Annotated in this window: 12 protein-coding genes; 5 read left to right on the top strand and 7 right to left on the bottom strand. The window is 46.0% G+C overall.

Features of this window, described 5'->3' with window-relative positions:
* Positions 1-195: 195 nt before the first annotated feature.
* From ACXADP_RS04860 to ACXADP_RS04890, 7 genes are all read right to left on the bottom strand, one after another.
* Positions 196-1,080, bottom strand: coding sequence for a hypothetical protein (locus ACXADP_RS04860; RefSeq protein ID WP_474970969.1), 885 nt, complete (start codon positions 1,078-1,080; stop codon positions 196-198).
* 152 nt (positions 1,081-1,232) lie between these two features.
* Complete coding sequence (locus ACXADP_RS04865; protein WP_474970970.1) at positions 1,233-1,667, bottom strand: S-Ena type endospore appendage; 435 nt, start codon at positions 1,665-1,667, stop codon at positions 1,233-1,235.
* 301 nt (positions 1,668-1,968) lie between these two features.
* Entirely contained in the window at positions 1,969-3,696 is a 1,728-nt protein-coding gene (locus tag ACXADP_RS04870; RefSeq protein ID WP_474970971.1) for an ABC transporter ATP-binding protein, read from the bottom strand.
* Positions 3,697-3,817: 121 nt separating this feature from the next.
* Complete coding sequence (locus ACXADP_RS04875) at positions 3,818-4,927, bottom strand: glycosyl hydrolase family 8 (RefSeq protein ID WP_474970972.1); 1,110 nt, start codon at positions 4,925-4,927, stop codon at positions 3,818-3,820.
* Positions 4,905-6,185, bottom strand: a complete 1,281-nt coding sequence (locus ACXADP_RS04880) for a glycosyltransferase family 2 protein (protein ID WP_474970436.1) — start codon at positions 6,183-6,185, stop codon at positions 4,905-4,907. The genes ACXADP_RS04875 and ACXADP_RS04880 overlap by 23 nt, the downstream gene beginning before the upstream one ends.
* Positions 6,178-7,893: a DUF2334 domain-containing protein gene (locus ACXADP_RS04885; RefSeq protein WP_474970973.1), complete on the bottom strand. Its 1,716-nt coding sequence runs from the start codon at positions 7,891-7,893 to the stop codon at positions 6,178-6,180. Before ACXADP_RS04885 ends, ACXADP_RS04880 begins: the two co-directional genes overlap by 8 nt.
* A gap of 52 nt (positions 7,894-7,945) precedes the next feature.
* The gene (locus ACXADP_RS04890) at positions 7,946-9,541 is read right to left on the bottom strand and encodes a DUF2334 domain-containing protein (RefSeq protein WP_474969552.1); all 1,596 of its coding nucleotides are present in this window, start codon (positions 9,539-9,541) and stop codon (positions 7,946-7,948) included.
* A 559-nt stretch (positions 9,542-10,100) separates the two neighbouring features.
* Here ACXADP_RS04890 and ACXADP_RS04895 point away from each other — a divergent pair.
* The 5 genes from ACXADP_RS04895 (at position 10,101) to ACXADP_RS04915 (ending at position 19,944) form a co-directional block, all read left to right on the top strand.
* Positions 10,101-10,871 carry a tyrosine-protein phosphatase gene (locus ACXADP_RS04895; protein ID WP_474970974.1) on the top strand — a complete coding sequence of 257 codons (771 nt, stop codon included), beginning with the start codon at positions 10,101-10,103 and terminating at the stop codon, positions 10,869-10,871.
* A gap of 177 nt (positions 10,872-11,048) precedes the next feature.
* A complete protein-coding gene (locus ACXADP_RS04900; RefSeq protein WP_474970975.1) occupies positions 11,049-13,115 on the top strand; it encodes a S8 family serine peptidase in 2,067 nt (688 codons plus the stop codon).
* A 116-nt stretch (positions 13,116-13,231) separates the two neighbouring features.
* A complete protein-coding gene (locus ACXADP_RS04905; protein ID WP_474970976.1) occupies positions 13,232-13,636 on the top strand; it encodes a GNAT family N-acetyltransferase in 405 nt (134 codons plus the stop codon).
* Between the two features lie 229 nt (positions 13,637-13,865).
* Positions 13,866-18,155 (top strand): cell wall-binding repeat-containing protein, encoded by a 4,290-nt coding sequence (locus tag ACXADP_RS04910; RefSeq protein WP_474970977.1) that lies wholly within the window; start codon positions 13,866-13,868, stop codon positions 18,153-18,155.
* 889 nt (positions 18,156-19,044) lie between these two features.
* Complete coding sequence (locus ACXADP_RS04915) at positions 19,045-19,944, top strand: MIP/aquaporin family protein (RefSeq protein ID WP_474970978.1); 900 nt, start codon at positions 19,045-19,047, stop codon at positions 19,942-19,944.
* Position 19,945 lies beyond the last annotated feature (1 nt).

A 19,945-nucleotide genomic window follows, 5' to 3' on the forward strand; every position in this document is an offset into this window, starting at 1 on the left:
TTGAATGGATATAATATTCCATTCAATCCGCTTTTTTTTACTCAGGAGAAGCTCTTTGCCTTCTCCTGATTATGTGGGGATTAGATCCAGGTCGTCAGGAGGCTTATTATCAGTGGATGCCTGCCACGGCCGTCAGTAGTATAAGCGGTTGGACAGGTTTCCATTGAGGAAGGTATAAGTTCACCTATGGTTGCATTAAGGCCCCTCTTCTAAGAAGATGCAGAATTCCGTCTGCAGGGATAGTTCATTTACCGCACTATCATTCGTCACTTGTATTTCTTTGATATTTTCGAAGGGGATGGTAATGGAATTTCCTACATCTAAAGCAAAGATGAGGCGGTCTTTTGATGGAGTGGAAGGAATGAATCGAATCGTCATGGGTTCATTCACAGATTCTACAGACAGCATGCCTGCATAAGATTCGCATTTCTTTCCTTTGAATATAGATGCAGTAGTAGCACTGGGGATAAATGTAAAAATATTAGGGCAGTCCTGACTGCAGAGTTTTTCTTTTTCAGCATCTGGATTTGGTAGAAATACACAGATGGCATAAGCAAAATTATAATCTGAGATACTACTGTTATTCCGTACCTTAATTTCTTTTATATTGGAAAAAGGAATGGTAATGCCTTGTTCGTTTAATACAACAAACGTTGAATTTGCTCCTGTGTGACTTATGAAGGTGATGGTTAAAGATAAATCTGGCGTCGCAATACTTCCTACTTCGTCCAAACTAAGCATTCCTGTGTATTCTTTTCTTGTCGTTGAGGTGAATATAGTATATTCAGCACTTGGAGGTAACTCGGTATTGATATCAGGGTCAGCAAAACTGCATAATTCTATTCTGTTTATACTTTTATTATTACTGGAAGATAAAAAGATGCAGATGGTATATTTAATGTCTGCCCTGATAACCAAATCATTATTGGTTAAATCAATTTTTTTTATGCTTTCAAAAGGTATGGTTACAGATTGACCGGGGTTTAGAGTCACACTTCTTTTATCCGTTTTCCTACACTTTAGAAAAAAATCTATAGAGACAGCACTTAAAAGGTTGTCCGGACAGCTTAGCGTAATCATACCCGCAAATGTTCCTCCGTTTGTAGAGTCGAAGATTGTGTAGGTACTGCCTGGTGGAACTCTTGCATCAATATCCGCTTCCTGGCTGTTACATAGTGCTGCAAAGCTTTGATTGTTCAGTTTTATTCTCCTCCCTCCATGTTATTGGATAGTTATTGACAACGTTTCTTTTCTTTTTCAGTGTCTGTTAGGAACACACATACCTCGTAATCTAAACTGACAGAATCGGTGGCGCTGTTATTTTTTATTTTTATTTCTCTAATGTGTTCAAAAGGGATGGTCTGAGACTGACCGGCCTGCAGCGTAACTGGTATATAATCTCCATACGATTGAGGTATAAAAGCAACCGTTATCGTGTCGGAACTTCCGCCGAAATTTGGATTTTCAATAGAAATCATGCCATTGTATCCTTGAAATGTAATCGGGTTAAAGATAGTAAATTCTGTAGAGGCCGGGATAGTTAGATTAATTGCCGGATTGGAGTGGCCGCATAACTCCTTATGCTCTTTCTTTTCTATTGTTTTCTTCACTTTCTTCTTGTCCATAGGAATTTTTTGAGTGCATTTCCCATGAAAATTGTTCCCCATAATTTTACTCTCCCTTCGTTTGTTTTATAGACCTGCGTCCATAAAGGTATAGTATATCTATACGTGTCAGACGTGGAAGGGTGATTCCCAATGTGAGAATAGGTGGTCTACTCATCGTATAGATTATGCTGTTCCTCTGTACATCTTTGGTCATGTTATCAGATTGACTATCCAATTCGGTGAATAAAAACAACAGAACCCCCGTTCCAGATAAGAACGGGGGTTCTGTTGTTTTGGACGATGAGGACTGGGGTATGTTCATATCTATTTTCTTTTCTTTTCATCCCCTGTAGAAGAGGATTTATCCCTCGATACGCAGCTGCTGGCGGGCGAAGTCCTGATAAAGAGCATGTGTGGCGAAGAGCTCTTCGTGAGTGCCGACACCTGTAACTTCACCTTTTTCCAGAAAGACAATCCGGTCGGCATCAACAATGGTCGATAACCGGTGTGCAATCACAAGCGTTGTCCGGCCCTTCATCAAGTTTTTCAATGCGTGCTGCACCACGACTTCAGACTGACTGTCCAGGCTGGAGGTGGCTTCATCAAGCATTAAAATCTCCGGATCTCTCAGCAGGGCACGGGCAATGGCAATCCGTTGACGCTGGCCTCCGGATAATTTGATCCCACGCTCTCCGACTTCTGTATCATATCCATGGGCGAGTTCGTTGATAAAGGGATGGGCATAAGCCATTTCAGCGGCCTGGATCACTTTCTCCCGTGTCACTTCCTCCTCCAATCCGTAGGTGAGGTTCTCCATAATGGTTCCTGCATAAATCGGACTGTCCTGGGATACATAGCCGAGTTTTTTTCTCCACGATTTTAGTGCATAATGGCTGATCGATTCCCTTCCGTACAGGATTTCCCCGGACGCTGGCTTGTAAAATTGCTCAATCAGCGAAAACATCGTTGTTTTTCCACTCCCACTTGGACCCACGACTGCCGTTACTTGTCCTTTTTCAGCAGTGAAGGAGACCTCTTTTAAAATCGGTTCATCCGGCTGGTAGTGAAACGATACATGCCGGACAGCCAGGTTCTGGTGGTCAGGTACGTTACCAGTTCCTTTTTCCAGCTCTTCTTCATCCAGTTCAAGAATGGTCAGCACTTTCTCTGTCGCTCCAATCGTTTTCTGGAACTGGGTCACAAACACGACCATCTGGGTGATCGGCATGATAATCTGAAACAGGTAGATGAAAAAGGCAGCCAGTTCACCAGCTGTCATCGCTCCGGAACTCACTCTTATGCCGCCAAATCCGATAATCAAAACAAGCACGACAATAATTAACGAGGACACAAGAGGGGACATCAGAGCCTGGATAACGCCCTCGCGAACGCCGAGACGGTACAGCTTCCGAATATCCCTCCGGCCGTTGTCCCATTCCATCGTCTCTGCGTTCGATGCTTTCACAAGTCTGATTTCAGAAATCACCCGCGTGAGGTGGGCGGAAAATCCGGCGGTTTCTGCCTGCAGGTTCCGTGATATCTCGGCCATTTTCCGTCCGACAGGGATCAGAAACAGCAGGGATAAGGGAATAATGGAAAACATCACAAGGGTCAGAGGCCAGTCCAGGTAAAACAAAATTATGACAGCGCCAACGACTGAAATCACACCTGTAATAAAGCCGGTGAAATGCTCGGTAATCAGATTTTTTATGACACCGGTATCGTTGGTCATCCGGCTGACCGCATCCCCGGTTTCATGTTCATCATAATAACTGACGGGGAGCACAAGCAGTTTCTTCCACAATCGCTCCCGGAGCGAAGCAATGATGTGCTGCCCTACTTTTGCCAGTACATAAACAGAGACGCCGCCGGCCAGAGCCTGAATGAAGAAAGCAGCAATGATGCCGATGATGACGACTGTACTCAGCTGACTGACATCAAAGTTGTCGATCAGCCGGCTGGCGAGCAGGGGAATGGTGAGGCTGGCCATCGTAGTTAGCAGACTGAGCCCTATTCCGATGCTGAATAACAGCCTTGGGGGCTGGGTGGTGCGGATGAGGGTGATGAGTTGTTTCCATTTTGGTTTCATTTACAAAATTTCCTTCCACTATATCATGGTCTTTTTTTCATTATAAAGAAGATTGTCCCATTATTCTTCTATAGTGTATCCATTATAAAAAAGCCGCCTTGTGTATAACAAGGCGGTTGTGCTAAAGCCATCCGGTATGCTTAAGTTTTTCAACAGCCAGTAAAGGAACGAGGTTATCAAAAATGTGTGTGTTTCCATCATGAATGGAGTATCCCCCGCGGTAACTCACATGATTGGAACGGAACGCTGTCATACGATCATACGCCTGCATGGCTAATTCTTTGTCTTTCAATTCGATGGCGTACATGATTAAAAAGCCGTACACAGCTGGAGATTCATAGTCGACTACGGGCTCATAATCAGAAGGGTTGTATCTTCCATAAAGAACACCGTCCTGTTCCATTTCTTCCTTAATAAAAGAAATCAAGGCATTGGAAGGAATTCCCAGATGCAGCCGGTTATTGGCGGTAATCATCTGGTCGATCATGTTGATTTCTTCATCATAGGCAAAAGACCCCTTCGCAATGTCGTAGGTCTTAGGGTAGAAGGAGTTCTTCGTTTCTGCCTTTTCAAGTACGTCGATGGTCGTATCATAGACGTCCTGAGTGATATGCCCTTGCTGCCGGAGAAGTTCTATCCCTTCCACATCAATATAAGAAAGCGTGAGGGAGTGGGCTGTTCCTCCGCTGGACTGATCTGAATAATCGACAAGGGTGGACTGATACGTTAAGGACCGGCTGACATAGTTTCCTGCCTGTGCTGCGGCTTCTGTATATTTCGGTTTGTTCCATTGTTCTCCTGCAGCATAGAGGGCCTTTACGATTCTTAAATCATCCACTAGAGCATTCACAGGTACTTCAGGTTGTCCGGAAGAGTCAATCTTCCAATAGATCAACCCTTCCTCATCCATAAAGTAATCCAGAAGTAATTGAAACTGCTCTTCAAACAACGACTCATCCTCAGCTTCTACCGCATAGAGGAGAAGAAAACCCATCGACTCTGATAAGCTCTCCCTTCCCTGCACTTCGTCAGAATCAAGAGCTGTTTCCGGTTTCATATACGTGGCAGGTGTGTTGTTCTCGTTCGTTAAGGACGTCTTTAAAAAGGCAAGGGTATCCTGGTTGTCTTCATTTCCGTAAATGATTCTCCCTCCGATCATGATTAAGAGGATAACCAGCAGCCAGACCGCTGCCTTTTTTCCTCCTGCTTTAAGATGCTGAACGGTTTTCATTGGTCTGCTTACCTTGGAATCGCTGTGTTTTATACCATTTCACTTCCTGTTTGAACAGAATACGTTTCGCCTCAAGGAAGGAGGCGTAGACGACGAGAATGATCCAGAGCTGGGAGTAGGTGAAATACATAAACAGGACGACCGCAAAGTTTTTCCACGTGAGCTGCTCTCTTTCAAAGCTGAGGCTGAGTGTCACCTCTGTGACAAAAAGGAGGAAGCCCAGGACGAGAAGGACATAAGAAACCATTCCCATAGACAAGTTCAAATCCCAGAAAAGATTCAAAATGAAAATCGAGTGGGAAATCATCACCCCTCCGAAGAATAATAGATAGGTGAACAGGAAATAGACGAGGTCAATCACAATCTTCTTTTTCTCCAGCTTGTGAAGCGAGAACAGGTATTTGAAAATGACATACTCATTGCCACGCGCCCAGCGTGTCCGCTGTTTCCACCATACTTTCAATACTTCCGGCTCCTGTTCCCAGGTGATCGCCGCTGGGAAGAAGCGGATGTGGTAGCCCAGATTGTAGACCCGGAAACTCAGCTCGGTATCTTCGGATAAGGCTTTCTCATCCCATCCGCCAAGTTTTTCAAGGATCGACCTGCGGATCGCAAAGTTTGTTCCGGGGATGGTGGCCATTTTGAACCAGAACCATCTTCCGGCCTGCGCCAGCCATTGGAAGGTAATGGTCTCAATATTGATCAGGCGGGTAAGCAGGTTTTTGTTTCCGTTCGTGACCCGGAACTTACCGACGACGGCCCCGGCTTTGGCATCGTTCTCAATGCCGAGCGCCAGGTAGCGGACCGCGTCCGGCTCGGGGGTATTATCGGCATCATACACGACAATCACATCGCCGGTCGATTTCTTTAAACCCTGGTTCAACGCACCGGATTTACCTTTGCCGGCGTGCGGGGGTTTCGTATGAACCGCCTTGATTCTCGGGTATTTTTTGACGTAGGTATCAACGATTTCCCCTGTGGCATCACTGGAATTATCATTGATGACGATGACTTCAATTTTGTCTTCTGGATAATTGAGGTTCAGCATCGCCTTCATCGTTTCTTCAATCACCATTTCTTCATTGTGAGCCGGAATCAGAACACTCACAGAAGGATAGTGGAAGGGTTTCTTTTCCCACCGCTCTTTTGTACGGCGGTATTCAATGGAATGCCTGTAGCCTCCCTGCATAAGGAACATATGGTAGAACAACATGGCCCATATGAGGAAAAGGGACGTGTAGAGAAGAATGTCAGCCAACTTGATCACTCCGTTCGTTTCGTATTAAGCGTCTGTAGGAAATGAAAGTGTAAAAACAAAACAGCAGGACACTGACAGAACTGACTCCGACCATCGCCCACGTCACTTTATCCGCGGTATTCTGCACAAAATAGTTAAACAGCGTTTTGGAGTCTCTGAATAATTGGAACGTATTCTTATCTACATGCACTTGTCCGTCAACAGTGGTGATGACTACTTCATCTGACTGGACCGTTGTGTCTTGTTCTTTCAAGTCAATCCAATCAATAGGCATTTCCTTCAGTCCACCCACCACTTCTTCCAGGCGCTCAGCTCCGAGGTAAGGGTGATAGAAGAAGGAGACCATGCCGTCTCTTACCAACAACTGCTGCTTTGCCTTCTGAACAATCTCTTCTGCTGCATGGTTGTTATCAGGTTCCACATAGCCTAATGTTTCGGGCAGAACCGTCATTCCATGAGTGAATGACGGGGAGGTGGTGTATGGAGCGCTGTCCATAACCTGCCAATTCTCGTCGGATAGCTGCATCTGCCCTACATACGTGGAAAAGAATTGGGAGGCTATTTCATATCCGTGCTGCGACATCGTGTAGTGAGGGGCCTCAAACGCAAGGGGGTACAGGCCGAATCCGGTGAGTTCCTGTATCCCTTTATTCAACTTAGTTTCTGTATACTCTTTTTCAAAAGCTTTCAGTTCTGCCATATAGTCTTGATAAGCTTCTCTTGTATGAAAATCATCTGGTCTTTTTATCGGGGTTGGATCACTGCCTTCTTTATAGACGGGGGTATTGTTCTCTACATCCCAAAATTCAAATCCTTCCCCTGTTTCAGAGGTACGGTACTGGTGGGTATACCCGTGAAGAACAACCGACCCACCATTCTCCTGCAGGTCTTTAATGACCTCAAGCGTTTCGGGATAATCTGAGAAGTGTGACCTTTTGCCTGTATCAGGATCCGTATATACAGGGATGACTGCCATCATAAAAGGAATATCGTTTTCAATGAGAACCTCGCCTGTTTCTTTTAATTTTTCAGGATCCACCAGCGGGTGAATATCTTCGAGGCGGATGTACCCTGGATGCTGTTCCTCGTGGGAGCTGTGATAGATTTCATGAAGGAGATCTCCGAACAGTGTAGAAACAGGGGAGATGACGTCAGGAGACGCCACAAAATAAGATCCATGCTCCTCCACTATTAATGGATGAGTTTTCTTTCCACCTTTTCCCCAGGCGAGCACCTGCATGTCTTTGGTCTCTGGAACGGTGAATAACGATTGAAGAGGGATCTTTATTTTATCTTTCTTATCTCCATCAAGGTACATATAGTTGAAGTTGGATAACTTCTTCGACGCTTCAAAGCTGAAATGATTGTTGAATTGCTTTTGATTATGACCGATCACAGTAAGGGTGCCATCGTAGGTGCCGATGGATTCCAGGAAGGAATCGGGAAGCTGTTCGCTCCGGCTGCCATAATAGAAGACGTGAGTGGTATCCTTCGTATCTTCCGGCTGGAAATCAGACACATGAACGAAATCGATGTTTTCTGTGAAATGACTCAAAAGCATGTCCAATTTGCGTTCGTCTTCGTCAATCTGACGGTTCAAGGATGAATAAACAACCAGTGTTTTTGTATCTTCTGCTTCAGCAGAAACCAGGCCTTTACTGGTGAACACCATCAGGAAAGCACATAAGACGATCAGGTATTTCTTCATGTTTGCACCTCTTTAAAGAATGTTTGTTTTTTATAAAGAACGAAAGGGTATGTTAAAACTCATCTTCCCGTCGTTTTCTAATCGATATCATATACGACATACCGATGACTATACTTGAAAGACTGATCCCGGTAATAATGGGTAACCATTCCATAGTAAATGTAACCTCCCGTTTATTTAATGCAGGTGTTTCTGCGGGTTTTTCCACTTGCGGTTCTTTTTTGTCTTCCCCCAGCCACTCCTCTTCTTTTTGAGGATTCACCGGAAGCCCCTGCCACACGAGTCCAGGAATTGTGTTCAATTCCTGGATCATCTCCTTCAATCCGTCGACTCCCATATAAGGGTGGTAAAAAGCACTCATCACACTGTCTCTCGTAAACTGAAGGCGGGACGCCCGTTCCATCATATCGTCTATAGAAGAAGTGTTACCATCTTCCTGATATCGAAGAGTCTCTGGAATAAATGTCATGTTATTTAGCATATCAGGCTTGGTCAGTACCGGTGACTCTTCCATTACCATCCAATTGGAATCAGATAGCTGCACCTGTCCAATGTATATAGGGAAATAACGGGAGACCGTCCGATATCCCTCCTTCGTGAGGCTGTAGTGGGACGACTCAAATCCATAAGGGACCAGGTTGTGTGCAGCGAGTTGATGGATGCCTTTCTGCAGTTTATTGTTCAGCGTCTGTATGAGATTTTCTTCATTCATCTGCTCGTTTTCTTCTGGTGAAAACTCAAACCCGTCTCCGGACACTCCTTCCCCGTGTTGATCGGTATACCCATGCAGGACGATGACAGCTCCTTTATTCTGAATGGTCTGCAGAGCTTCAATAAGCTGGGGAGCATCCTCAAGGTAATAGGTTTCCCCTGCCTCCGGGTTTTTGTAAACGGGTGTGACCGATACCATAAAAGGGATATCCTGAGAGAATAAAAAATCGGCACAATCCATAAGCAGGGATGGATCGAGGGTCGGGTTAACATCTTCCAATCGTAGAAAACCAGGGTGGATCTCTGAATGGGGCATGCCGAAAATTTCATGAAACACTTCACTCAGTGCAATGGAATCTGAATAGGAGATATCGGTATCCCCGTAATAATAATGGGAGGATGCTTGAATGAGCAGGGGAAATGACGCCCCCTTGTATTCCCCATACAACCAGATTTTCCCGGCATCTGAAACCTCGATATCCAATACCTGCTGAGCTTCTGTAAGAGGGAGTTTCTCTTCTGTGAAGGGACCGGATAATTCGGTTGCCAACCGCTTACCCCCGGTATATTGATAAAAATCAAACCCTTCCAGCTGATCAGCATTATAGCCAAAAGCTGTCTTGATCCCATTGAATTGATCAATGGCTCTTCGAGTGGAGTTGGAAAGAGAACGCTGAACAGCTCCGAAATATAAAAGATGCGTTGTTTTTTCAAGATCTTCCGGTTTTAATTCTCCGGCATCCATCCATTCCTGCTTGGTTGTAAAATGACTGATGAGAAAATCAAGCTTCTGGATGTTCGGATCAGATTCCCCCTGATCTGACGAATAGACGACGGTTACAAAAGGCGGTTCTTTTATTCCTTGTTCCTCCTGGGCAGAGACAGCGAATGGAAATGCCAGGACTATCCATAGGAACAGGAGGATTTTTTGAGGCAATTCGACCTCCTCCCTCAGACATATTCTTTATAAAGAACGTACAACAAATTACAAAAGATTACAAGAAGTATATCTGAAGATGGAAGATACTCTGGAATAATGAACATTTAGACTCATATTATATGGCTGCAGGTTCGCTCGTCCACACTCCACAGGGAATTTGAAAGCTATGGGAGCAGTTTAATCCTTATTATATGTCGTTTTTTCTGTATAGATAATATCTCATATGTTCTCGATTGAGAAATAGGGATAAGAATACAGAACATATCTTTTTTTTGGAAATTCTATGAAATTTATCATTTCTACATTAAAACAAAAATGGAAGATATATAAAGTAATATAGAGATATAGACCTCTATAGTGGGGAAGATCCATAATTTAAGGAGAATGACGTTTAAAATAAAGCAAAATTCCCCTTTATTCCAGGAGGACGTCTGTATTATACTGGATATAGTTCTCAATAATGAACGTCCGGGGAAGCCTTCAGCTTCTTTTATTTTTTATCCATTTGTTTCCTTTAAAGAAGGATTCTTCTATAAAACGCAGAGAGGTGAGAGGTATGATTGATTTGAACTGCAAAATCCTTCCGGGTACTGGTGATGGACCGGAGTCGATGCAGGGGAGCCTGGCGATGGCCCAAAAAGCTGCTGAACAGGGTGTAGAAACGATTGTAGCCGCTCCAAGATTCCATCCTGAGCAGAGTCCAAGAGCAGTTAAAAACCAATGCGAAGAGTTAAACAGGGAATTGTTCGATCAAGGGATTGAACTCCATATACTCCCAGGACATGAGGTGAAGATCTACGGTGAACTTGTCGATGATCTTAAAAATGGTTCCATTCTCCCGATGAATGAAAAGACCCCATACATTTACGTGGTGTTCTCTAACAAGGACGTCCCACATTATGCCAAGCAGGTTCTGTATGATATGCAGATGGAAGGGTTTATTCCTGTCATCGTTCATCCTGAACAGAATCAGGTGTTCCAGCAGCAGCCGGATCTGCTGTACCAATTTGTGAAAAATGGTGCCGTGACCCAAATTTCAGCGGCAAGCTTAGCGAATAAACGGGGAAAACCTTCCCAGAAGCTTGCGATGCAGATGATCCGTCATAATTTGGCGCATGTGGTTGCTTCCCATGCTGTAGATGATAAGAAAAGAGGCTCTTTCTTAAGGCAGGCGTATGATAAGGTTCAGAAATCATTTGGTTCTGATGTGATGTATCAGTTTATGGAGAATGCGCATGTACTCCTTGATGGGGAGATGGTTTATACTGATCCACCGGAACGGATGAAAACGAAAAAGACACTTGGGATTTTCCCATTTCAATCGTAAACGCTGGGTATTTCAAATCCAGCGTTTTCTTTATGCCTGATCAACGTCAAGGTCCATAAGGATGGGTACAAAGTCAATATTTAAAAAAACTGCAGCCCCATGTAAACTAAAAGGAGGATACGGGCATCGGACTAGAACCAGTCCCGTATTCTCTACTACATAAAAAGGAGTACATATATGAACGGGAACTTCGTACGATCGATCATTGCAGCCGCAGTCTTCTTTATGATGTTCAGTTTAATGATTCCAGTGATCCATGCTGAGGAGGGAGAACAGGTTCACCTGATCGTAAAATATAAAGATAACGTCACCTCACAGTCAGGGGGGCAGTCTTTCCCGGTGGATGTAGTACCAGTTGATAAAGAACAAGTCGCTGAGAAACAAAAGGAACTGGCGAAGGATCCTGATGTGGAATACATCGAAACAGATGTAAAAGTGTATGCCCAGGGAGACATTCCTGACGATCCCTATTACCTTAATCAGAAAGAGACTTTTGATGCTGTGAATGCGGAAGAAGCCTGGACGACTTATGCAAAGGTAAGAGGAAAGGACCCGGTCGTTGCGGTCATTGATTCCGGAGTGAGCCTCAAGCACCCGGATCTAAAGGGCAGATTAGTTGAGGGGACGAATATCCTCGAACCATCAGAGGACCCGGAAGATACCTTCGGCCATGGAACCCATGTTGCCGGTTTGATCGGTGCGGCTACAAATAATAATCTCGGCGTTTCATCCTTATCCACGGGAGATGTACAGATGATGCCTGTGAAAGTGATGGAGGCTAAGTCCGGGAATTTGTCCGACGTAATTGAAGGAATTGACTACGCTGTAGAACAAGGCGTAGATATCATCAACCTAAGCCTTGGAACGTATGTCTACCGGACGGCACTGGCCGATGCCATTGCATTTGCTCAACAGGAAGGCGTCCTTGTCGTGGCTGCCGCTGGGAACGATGATCGCGAAAAAGCGTTGTACCCCGCGGCTTTGGATCCGGTGATTTCTGTCGGAAGTTATGACCTCGAAGAAAAAGAAAAAGCTTCTTTTTCCAATTATGGCCCTGAAGTTGATGTCATCACTCCGGGAACAGACCTTTATAGTACCTACCTGGACAATGGGTATACGAGCATGGGGGGAACAAGCATGTCCTCCGGTCATGTGAGTGGTCTTGCGGCCTTAGTTGAAAACCACGCTCCTTATTTAAAGGCTGGACAGGTGCAGCGGTTGATTGTCAATGCAGCAGAACCTGCTTCTAGTACGTACGAGCTTGGAGAAGGGATGATTGATGCCGGGAAAACGCTTGACCAGGTTCGGGATTATCGACGGATATCTGGAGCGACTTCCGTTGAAACGTCGACAGCCATTTCTGAAAAAGGATGGGACGCTCTACAAGAAGAGACGTTGACCATCGACGGAAAAAAGGAGCAGGGGAAATTCGTGATTCTCGCTACAGGAAAGGATTTTCCTGATAGTCTGGCTGCATCACCGCTTGCTTCTTATCTGGACAGCCCTGTTCTCTTAGAACGCCGCAGTGAACTCTCCCTGTCGATTAAAGATGAATTGAAGCGGTTGGACGCGACCGACGTCATCATTATCGGAGGAGAAGTGGCCGTTCCTTCTGGAGTGGAGGACGATGTTGAAAAATCAGGCTATGACGTCCACAGGATTAAGGGAGCGGACAGGTATGAGACGGCTGTAGCTGTCAATGAATCCATTCCTTATGATACAAACAAAGGTTTCGTTGTTTCAGGTCAGGAATTCCCTGATGCTTTATCGGCATCGGCGTACAGCGGAATAAAGCAGTATCCGATTTTATATGTGAAGCAGGGTGAAATTCCAGAGGCTGTCCAAACATATATGGAAGAAGAAGGCATTACAAAGAATTATATTGTCGGTGGGACCCAGCCAATTTCTGAAAAGGTCGCCACAGCCCTTCCCGATGCCAATCCACTAAGGGTTTCAGGAAAAAATCGATATGAGACGAACAAGGCGATGCATCAGACCTTTGGCTCTCCTTCTGCCGGTACGCTCTATTTTACAACTGGACAGAACTTCCCGGACGCGATGGCAGCTGCTCCTCTGGCCGTGAAAACGGAAAGTCCGGTTATTTTGACGAACGAGAGGTATGCACCTGTAACAGCTGAAAGCATCCGGAGGTTCGATGAACGTTCCAGTTATTACATGATTGGAGGGACGCAGCCTGTACCTGCAGAGCATGCGTGGGAAATCGATGATATTTTTCACCGGTAATTTATAATAGGAAGAAAGTCGGTTTTTCTTTGGAGGAATAAGTTCCTGCTGCAGATTCTTTCGTAGGACAAAGGTACGGGAGGGAATTCGGAAATCTTCAGGAAAGGAGGTTTTGTATGGAAATCTCCTATGCTTCAACGACAGGGAACATCACCCGGGATGATCTGCAGACGTTATTCACCTCTGTGGAATGGGACTCAGGCAGCTATCCTGATGAACTGTTACAAGCGATTCAGGGATCACATTCCGTGATGACAGCCTGGGACGGCAGGCGGTTGATTGGTTTGGTGAATGCGTTGTCTGATGGTGCATTGACGGTTTATTTTCATTACATGCTGATCCATCCGGAGTACCAGGGCAGAGGTATTGGGAAAGTCATGATGGACCACATGCTGGATCGATACCAAACATGCCGGACGAAGGTGCTGATCGCCTACCCGGACGTGGTGGAGTTTTATGGAAAACTTGGTTTTCAAAAAGAAGAGGGAACCACCCCTCTGTTCATCTCGGACCTTATTTGACATGACTCGTTCATGTGCATGATTTTTCATAGGAAGAATGGCCGAACCCGGTGAAGTCACCGGGTTTTTTTATTTGTCACAAATATTCTAAATTGAGCGAATATTCATTGACGATATTCGGAGGATAACGTACAATCTAATTTGTAATATTTTGAAATATTTATGCAAAAAAAGGAGGCATAGAAATTCTTATTGTTGGACCAATATCATAGGGAGGTCATTTACTTTGGTGGCTGAGAAAAACAAAAAGAACGTGAAGAAGAAAGCATTATCGGTGTTAGCCAGTGCAGCTATCGTTGCGTCTTCGTTTGCCGGGATTGGTACATATGGAACAACAGGGGTTCAGGCAGAAACAAAAGCTGCGAAATCTTTTAACACGTTAATGAATTATGATGAAGTCGTTTCCCTCGCTAACAGCTCGGAATCAAAACAAGAGCTGGTCATAATCGGTGACGGGAAAACGGATGCGACAAAACAGTTGGAGAAGCTGGGCGTCAAAGTCATCCAAAACCATAAAAACTATGGCTATCTGGCTGAAGTGCCGACCAATAAAATTCTGGATATCGTAAAGCTTGATTCGGTTCGTACGGTTGGGGAGAACCAAGAGCTTGAACTTGCACCGGTCAATCCTGATGAATTGAATACGGACGGCCAGGACCAGGTGGATAAAGATGCAGTTGTTGACCCGGATCAGCTGGAGACCCATCCATCTACAGGCGTTGATGGTTTCCACGATAAATTCAGCGGTGAAGGTGTCCGTATTGGAATCATCGACTCTGGTCCAGATCCAGGACACGAATCCTTCACAGATCTTCCGGTAGTTGATGAAGAGTCGGATGAAACTTCTGAGGAAGTATTTGAGGAAACGAGAAAATATGGGGATTCCCACATTACAGACGTCAGAGACTATACGATTTCCAACGAATTCATAGACCGTCCTTACGCCGCTGAGGAGCGTTATTCCAGCTACAAGGAATATACAGGACAGAACGCCAATTATCTGGCGGAAGGGGATGTTCCTTTCTTTGATGAGTTTGAAGAAGGAGACACGATCTACGAAGGCATTTTCAAGACCGAGGGGATCGACTCTTCCGATGATAAATTGTATTACGGAGAAACCTGGTTCGAAGCCAAGGCCGACCTTAACGGCGATGGTGAGTCTGGAGAAACCTTCGGCGACTGGTTCCCTGTCCTTCTAGCAGGGGATGAAGTCTATGTGGATACAGACTTTGATTTTGATTTTACAGATGAGACGGCCTATAAAGAAGGCGAAACGGGTACTTTTGATATCGACCCTACGGATGATGTAGCCGGTGCCAACTTCCGTGTGAACAATTTGGAAGAGCAAAAACTATTAAACAATGAAACTCAGGAATTCGATGCTGTGAAGAAGGTCAACTTGTTTACAGACTTCAACGGTCACGGTTCCCACGTTGCCGGAATTTCTGCAGCTAATGGGCCTCTGAAATCCAACGCTACAGGAGCGATCGCCGGTGAAGGTGTGGCTCCGGAAGCTGAGCTTGTCGGTCTTCGTGTGTTCAAAGAAGAAGGCGGAGCTTATACGTGGAGTATTCAACGCGCGATGATTGATGCTGCCCTGCCTGAATCTAAAGGTGGATACGGTGTCGATGTTGCCAACTTGAGCCTTGGCTCTCTGCCGGACTTGAATGATGGCGGCGGAAGTTACGGCGAGTTGATGACACTGCTCAGCGACCAATACGATATCGTTTTTGTTACATCTGCGGGGAACAGCGGACCTGGAATTGATACGGTCGGTTCACCTGGGGACGTAGCCAGCGTCATTTCTGTTGGCGCACATATTGATGAGCAGATGTGGGCGAAGGAATATGGTGCCTACCCTTATGGTAAAGATGAAGACGGCAATCCGCTTGAAGGGGATGGCCTCTGGTACTTCTCCTCTGTAGGACCGAATGAAGCCGGAGATCAGAAGCCGGATATCGTAGCGCCTGGTTCTGCCTATGCGGCTCAGCCTGTCCACCAATTCCCGGAAGGCCATGCTTATGATGTCCTCCAGGGAACGAGTATGTCAGCACCGCATGTAGCCGGGGCTGTAGCATTGCTGAAATCAGCTGCAGAAAAAGACCGTCTGCCATTTGATTATGAACTGGCCCGCGAAGCACTCGTACAGACAGCGGATAAACTGGACGGTTACAACCGTGCTCAGGAAGGTCAGGGACTGATCAATGTTCCAGCTGCCTACGAGTACATGAGAGATAACTTTGTCAATGATGTGGAAAATGTCGATGTAACGGTCTTCCACGGGGAGAAAATCTCCGGCGGACCTGGATTGTATGTGCGCAACAAGGACATTCCAGAAACCGTGGAAGTGTTGATTGAAAACACTTCTGATCAAGCCAAGACTCTTGATGTTTCCGCCTCCCATGACTGGTTTACGCCATCGGTTGATGAAGTCAAACTCGGTGCAGGCGAATATGAGTATATCGATGTCGAGTACGATGCATCCAAGCTTGAAACGGGTGTGAACGCAGGGAACTTAATCATTGATGATGCTTCCACACCTTATGTCGAAGCTAGAAGTGCCCAGACGATCATCACGGGCTATGAGTTCACGAAAGAAAACAAACACCGCTTCAGAACGACAGACGAAGTGCAGTCTTCCCAGACGAAAGGCTACACCTTCGACGTTGATTCCGGTGTAAGTGAGCTGCGTTTCTCCTTGAACGCTCTGAAGGAAAGCGGAGAGTTCCAAGGCCGTGTCCGTATGCTGGTGTTTAATCCGGATGGCACACAGGTAAATGAGTTTGTCGGATATGCCGGCTACGACGGCATTGATGTCGAGGATGTTGTTGTTCCATCTCCGAAGGCCGGGGTATGGGAAGTCCATGTTTATGGAACGATTGCTCCTCAAGAAGGTAAGGAAATGAACAAGTACACCTTAGATGCAGTCGCCCAGGATATCGTTAGTGAGCCGGGCAGCATCGATCTTGGTAAAGTTGGATCTTCTGAAAAATTCGAGAAAGAAGTATCCTTTACCAACTACATGAAAGAAGCGGCAAACGTGAAGTTCGAAACGGTCGGCTTCAGCGGCCCTATCAACAAAACCATTGAAGGAACAGTCACTCAGGAAGTCGACGAAATCCCGAATGATGGTGATTTGATTGATGTTGAAATCAAGAACAATGTCTCCTTGAGCGTAGATGTAGCTCCTGCTGAGCCGGTTGATCTGGACCTGTTCCTATTCAATGAAGATGGAGATGAAGTCGCCTCCAGTGCCTCCAGCTCCAATGATGAAGCTTTTACTGTAACGGGTCTTCCTGATGGAAACTATCAGATTGCTGTGGATTACTTCGGCACCGGTTCGGCTTCTGTTGATTACAAGCTGAACATGACTGAAGAAAAGCTTCTATCTTATGATTCTGATGAAAAAGGCGAAGGTTCTGTTACAACAGATGCCAAAGCTACTAAACTTGGTGTCGGGGAAACCGTAGACGTTCCTCTTTCCATCACGACTCCAGAACAGCCGATCAAAGGCTACGCGGGTCTGTACATGGTGGATGCCGATACAGATGAAGTGCTCGACCTTGTACCAGTAACAACGGATGCGGACGTTGTTAATGTCCTTTCCGGTAAAACGCGTGAAGGTACAGCGCTTGAAATTTCCCAAGACCTTTACCCGGATGGTGGAGCGGATACCGTTGTAGTAACGACCGCTTATAACTTCCCGGATGCCTTGTCAGCTGGACCAATGGCTTCTGCTGCAGAAGCGCCGGTCATCCCAGTAAACAGAGATGGGAAGCTGAGCAAGGAAGCGCTGAAAGAAATTGAGCGCCTTGGTGCAGAAAACGTTTATCTTGTCGGTGGAGAAGGCGTCGTTTCTCCTGATGTCTTCGCTCAGTTGAACACGATCAGTATTGCTTCTGATCAGATTGAGCGGGTTTCCGGTGATACACGTTACAGCACAAACCTTGAGATCGTAGAAAAACTGCAGAACGACTTTGGTTTTGAAGGAAATGGTGTATTCCTTGCAACAGGTAAAAACTATGCGGATGCGTTGAGTGCCGCTTCTATCGCAGGTGCTGAGGGCATGCCGATTGTATTGACAAACGGCAAGGATCTATCTGACGAAGCTCTGGCTGTCCTTGAAAACGAAGACGTTTATGTGGTCGGTGGAACAGGCGTCATCTCTGATGAGGTCGCTGACCAGGCGAAAGAAGTCGCCGTTTCCGTGGAGCGCCTGTCCGGTGCGAACCGTTACGGCACGCTCGTCAGCATTTTGGAAGAGTTCGAGCCGAATGCAGCGAATCTATTTGCTGCAAGCGGACGTAACTATCCGGATGCTCTTGCATCTGCACCGCTTGTAACAGGTAAAGATGGTATGCTCCTGCTCGTTCAGCCTGATGATCTTCCGAAAGAAGTGGATGCGTACTTAACGAAGTATGTGTATACCCATGATATCTCTTCTGTCACTGTTCTCGGCGGCGATGCTGCTGTAGGACCAGAAGCGAAGGAAGAACTTCAGAACAAAGTCACCAAATAAGCTGTTTTAAAAGAACCCTCCATACTGGAGGGTTCTTTTAATGGAAAAGCTCTGTTAAAGTCTGTTGTTTATATTCTAAACGATTACTAAATCGTCTCCGTCTGGAATCAGGGGTCCGGTCCGTTATTTACTCAGGGGATGGGATGGCAGGGAAAACCGTCCGCTTTCCGCGGGGAACGATGAGCCTCCTCGAACTTCGTTCTCCGGGGTCTCCCCTTGTTCCTTTTTCCCGCAGGAGTCTACCTGTTTTCCCTGCCACCCCTTTTGTAGTGGTGTAACGGACTTCGGTTATGTCCTTTCTAACTACCCTACTTTGAAGAGGCCGCTTTGGGAATGGCGGGACTCCTGTGGGATGAAGGTACATCGTGAGACCCCGGAAGGCGCAGCCTGAGGAGGCTCACGGTACCCCACGGAAAGGGAGTCATTCCCAAGGCCGCCTCATCCAAATCCCATGACAGAAAGGGGTGATCTGAGCTCACATGCTAAATAACAACACCAAGCAATAACAGAGCTAATGGAAAAAACTCCCGCGGACCTGCTTCGGCTGCGCGTAAATGGTCACATTGCGCTTATCGGCGGATCTTCAGCTCGTGCAGGCGGTTCCTACGCGGAATGGCAAGGGGTGGAGCTCCTGAAGGTACGGAAAATCATGTAGTTTCTATCTATGAGGGAAGCACCTTTTATACCGGCATTAACTTCATTATATTTCCATGGTAAAAATTTGTAGTACCATTTTCCTGGTTCCTCCGACCAAAATCCTATCAATCTATGTTGTTTTTTGTGAATATATGTTGACAGCGTTTTCAGAAAGCGCTATAGTATTAGTAACAAGTTAAGCATGTGGCGGAGATATGGAGACCCACACTATTTTGCATACAGCCTCATTCGTATGCACCTTAGTGCGGGTCTTTTTTTGGACACATGCCCCTTGAAAAATGAGAAAGAAGAGGTGAACAACATGTCCGAATTCTTAGCTGAACTGATTGGAACGATGATTCTGATTATCTTTGGTGGCGGTGTTGTTGGAGGGGTCGTTCTTAAAAATTCAAAAGCAGAAGGAGCCGGTTGGGTCGTTATCACCATTGGGTGGGGACTTGCTGTTGCGATGGGTGTGTACGCTGTGGGAAGCTTCACGGGTGCTCACATCAATCCGGCTGTAACGATAAGTTTTGCTGCAATTGGAGAATTTCCATGGGCGAAGGTGCCCCTTTACGTAACTGCTCAGATGATTGGTGCGGCGATCGGTGGAGTTATCGTATTCTTAAATTATCTGCCGCACTGGAGAGAAACGAAAGATCAGGGAGCCAAACTGGCGGTGTTTGCTACTGATCCAGCCGTACGCAGCCCTTTTTCCAACCTTGTCAGTGAAATCATTGGAACATTCGTCCTTATTATGGGGCTGCTGTTTATCGGTGCCAACGAATTTACAGAAGGATTGAATCCACTGATTGTGGGTGCGTTGATCATCGCGATCGGTATGTCGCTTGGCGGAGCGACTGGGTATGCGATCAACCCTGCCCGTGACCTTGGCCCCCGTATTGCCCATGCACTGCTTCCGATTCCTGGAAAAGGCGGATCAGACTGGGGTTACTCCTGGATACCGGTTGTTGGACCGATTTTAGGCGGTATCTATGGTGCACTATTCTACCGGGCCATGTTTATGTCTGAGTTCTCTGCAGGCTTCTGGGTAATGTCTGTCGTGATGGCGGTTATCCTGATTGGAGCAGCTAATGCAGAGATCAAAAAGGGGAAGACATTAGGTAATCAAGTAGAAGAAAAAATCAGCTGAA

This window comes from Halobacillus sp. AWH4_228 (assembly GCF_056158365.1).

What these genes read in the sequence shown, in the direction of transcription:
- ACXADP_RS04865 (WP_474970970.1), bottom strand. Translation starts at nt 1,667, where the DNA reads ATGGGGAACAATTTTCATGGGAAATGCACTCAAAAAATTCCTATGGAC.
- ACXADP_RS04875 (WP_474970972.1), bottom strand. Translation starts at nt 4,927, where the DNA reads ATGAAAACCGTTCAGCATCTTAAAGCAGGAGGAAAAAAGGCAGCGGTC.
- ACXADP_RS04900 (WP_474970975.1), top strand. Translation starts at nt 11,049, where the DNA reads ATGAACGGGAACTTCGTACGATCGATCATTGCAGCCGCAGTCTTCTTT.
- ACXADP_RS04860 (WP_474970969.1), bottom strand. Translation starts at nt 1,080, where the DNA reads ATGATTACGCTAAGCTGTCCGGACAACCTTTTAAGTGCTGTCTCTATA.
- ACXADP_RS04870 (WP_474970971.1), bottom strand. Translation starts at nt 3,696, where the DNA reads ATGAAACCAAAATGGAAACAACTCATCACCCTCATCCGCACCACCCAG.
- ACXADP_RS04905 (WP_474970976.1), top strand. Translation starts at nt 13,232, where the DNA reads ATGGAAATCTCCTATGCTTCAACGACAGGGAACATCACCCGGGATGAT.
- ACXADP_RS04915 (WP_474970978.1), top strand. Translation starts at nt 19,045, where the DNA reads ATGCACCTTAGTGCGGGTCTTTTTTTGGACACATGCCCCTTGAAAAAT.
- ACXADP_RS04885 (WP_474970973.1), bottom strand. Translation starts at nt 7,893, where the DNA reads ATGAAGAAATACCTGATCGTCTTATGTGCTTTCCTGATGGTGTTCACC.
- ACXADP_RS04895 (WP_474970974.1), top strand. Translation starts at nt 10,101, where the DNA reads ATGATTGATTTGAACTGCAAAATCCTTCCGGGTACTGGTGATGGACCG.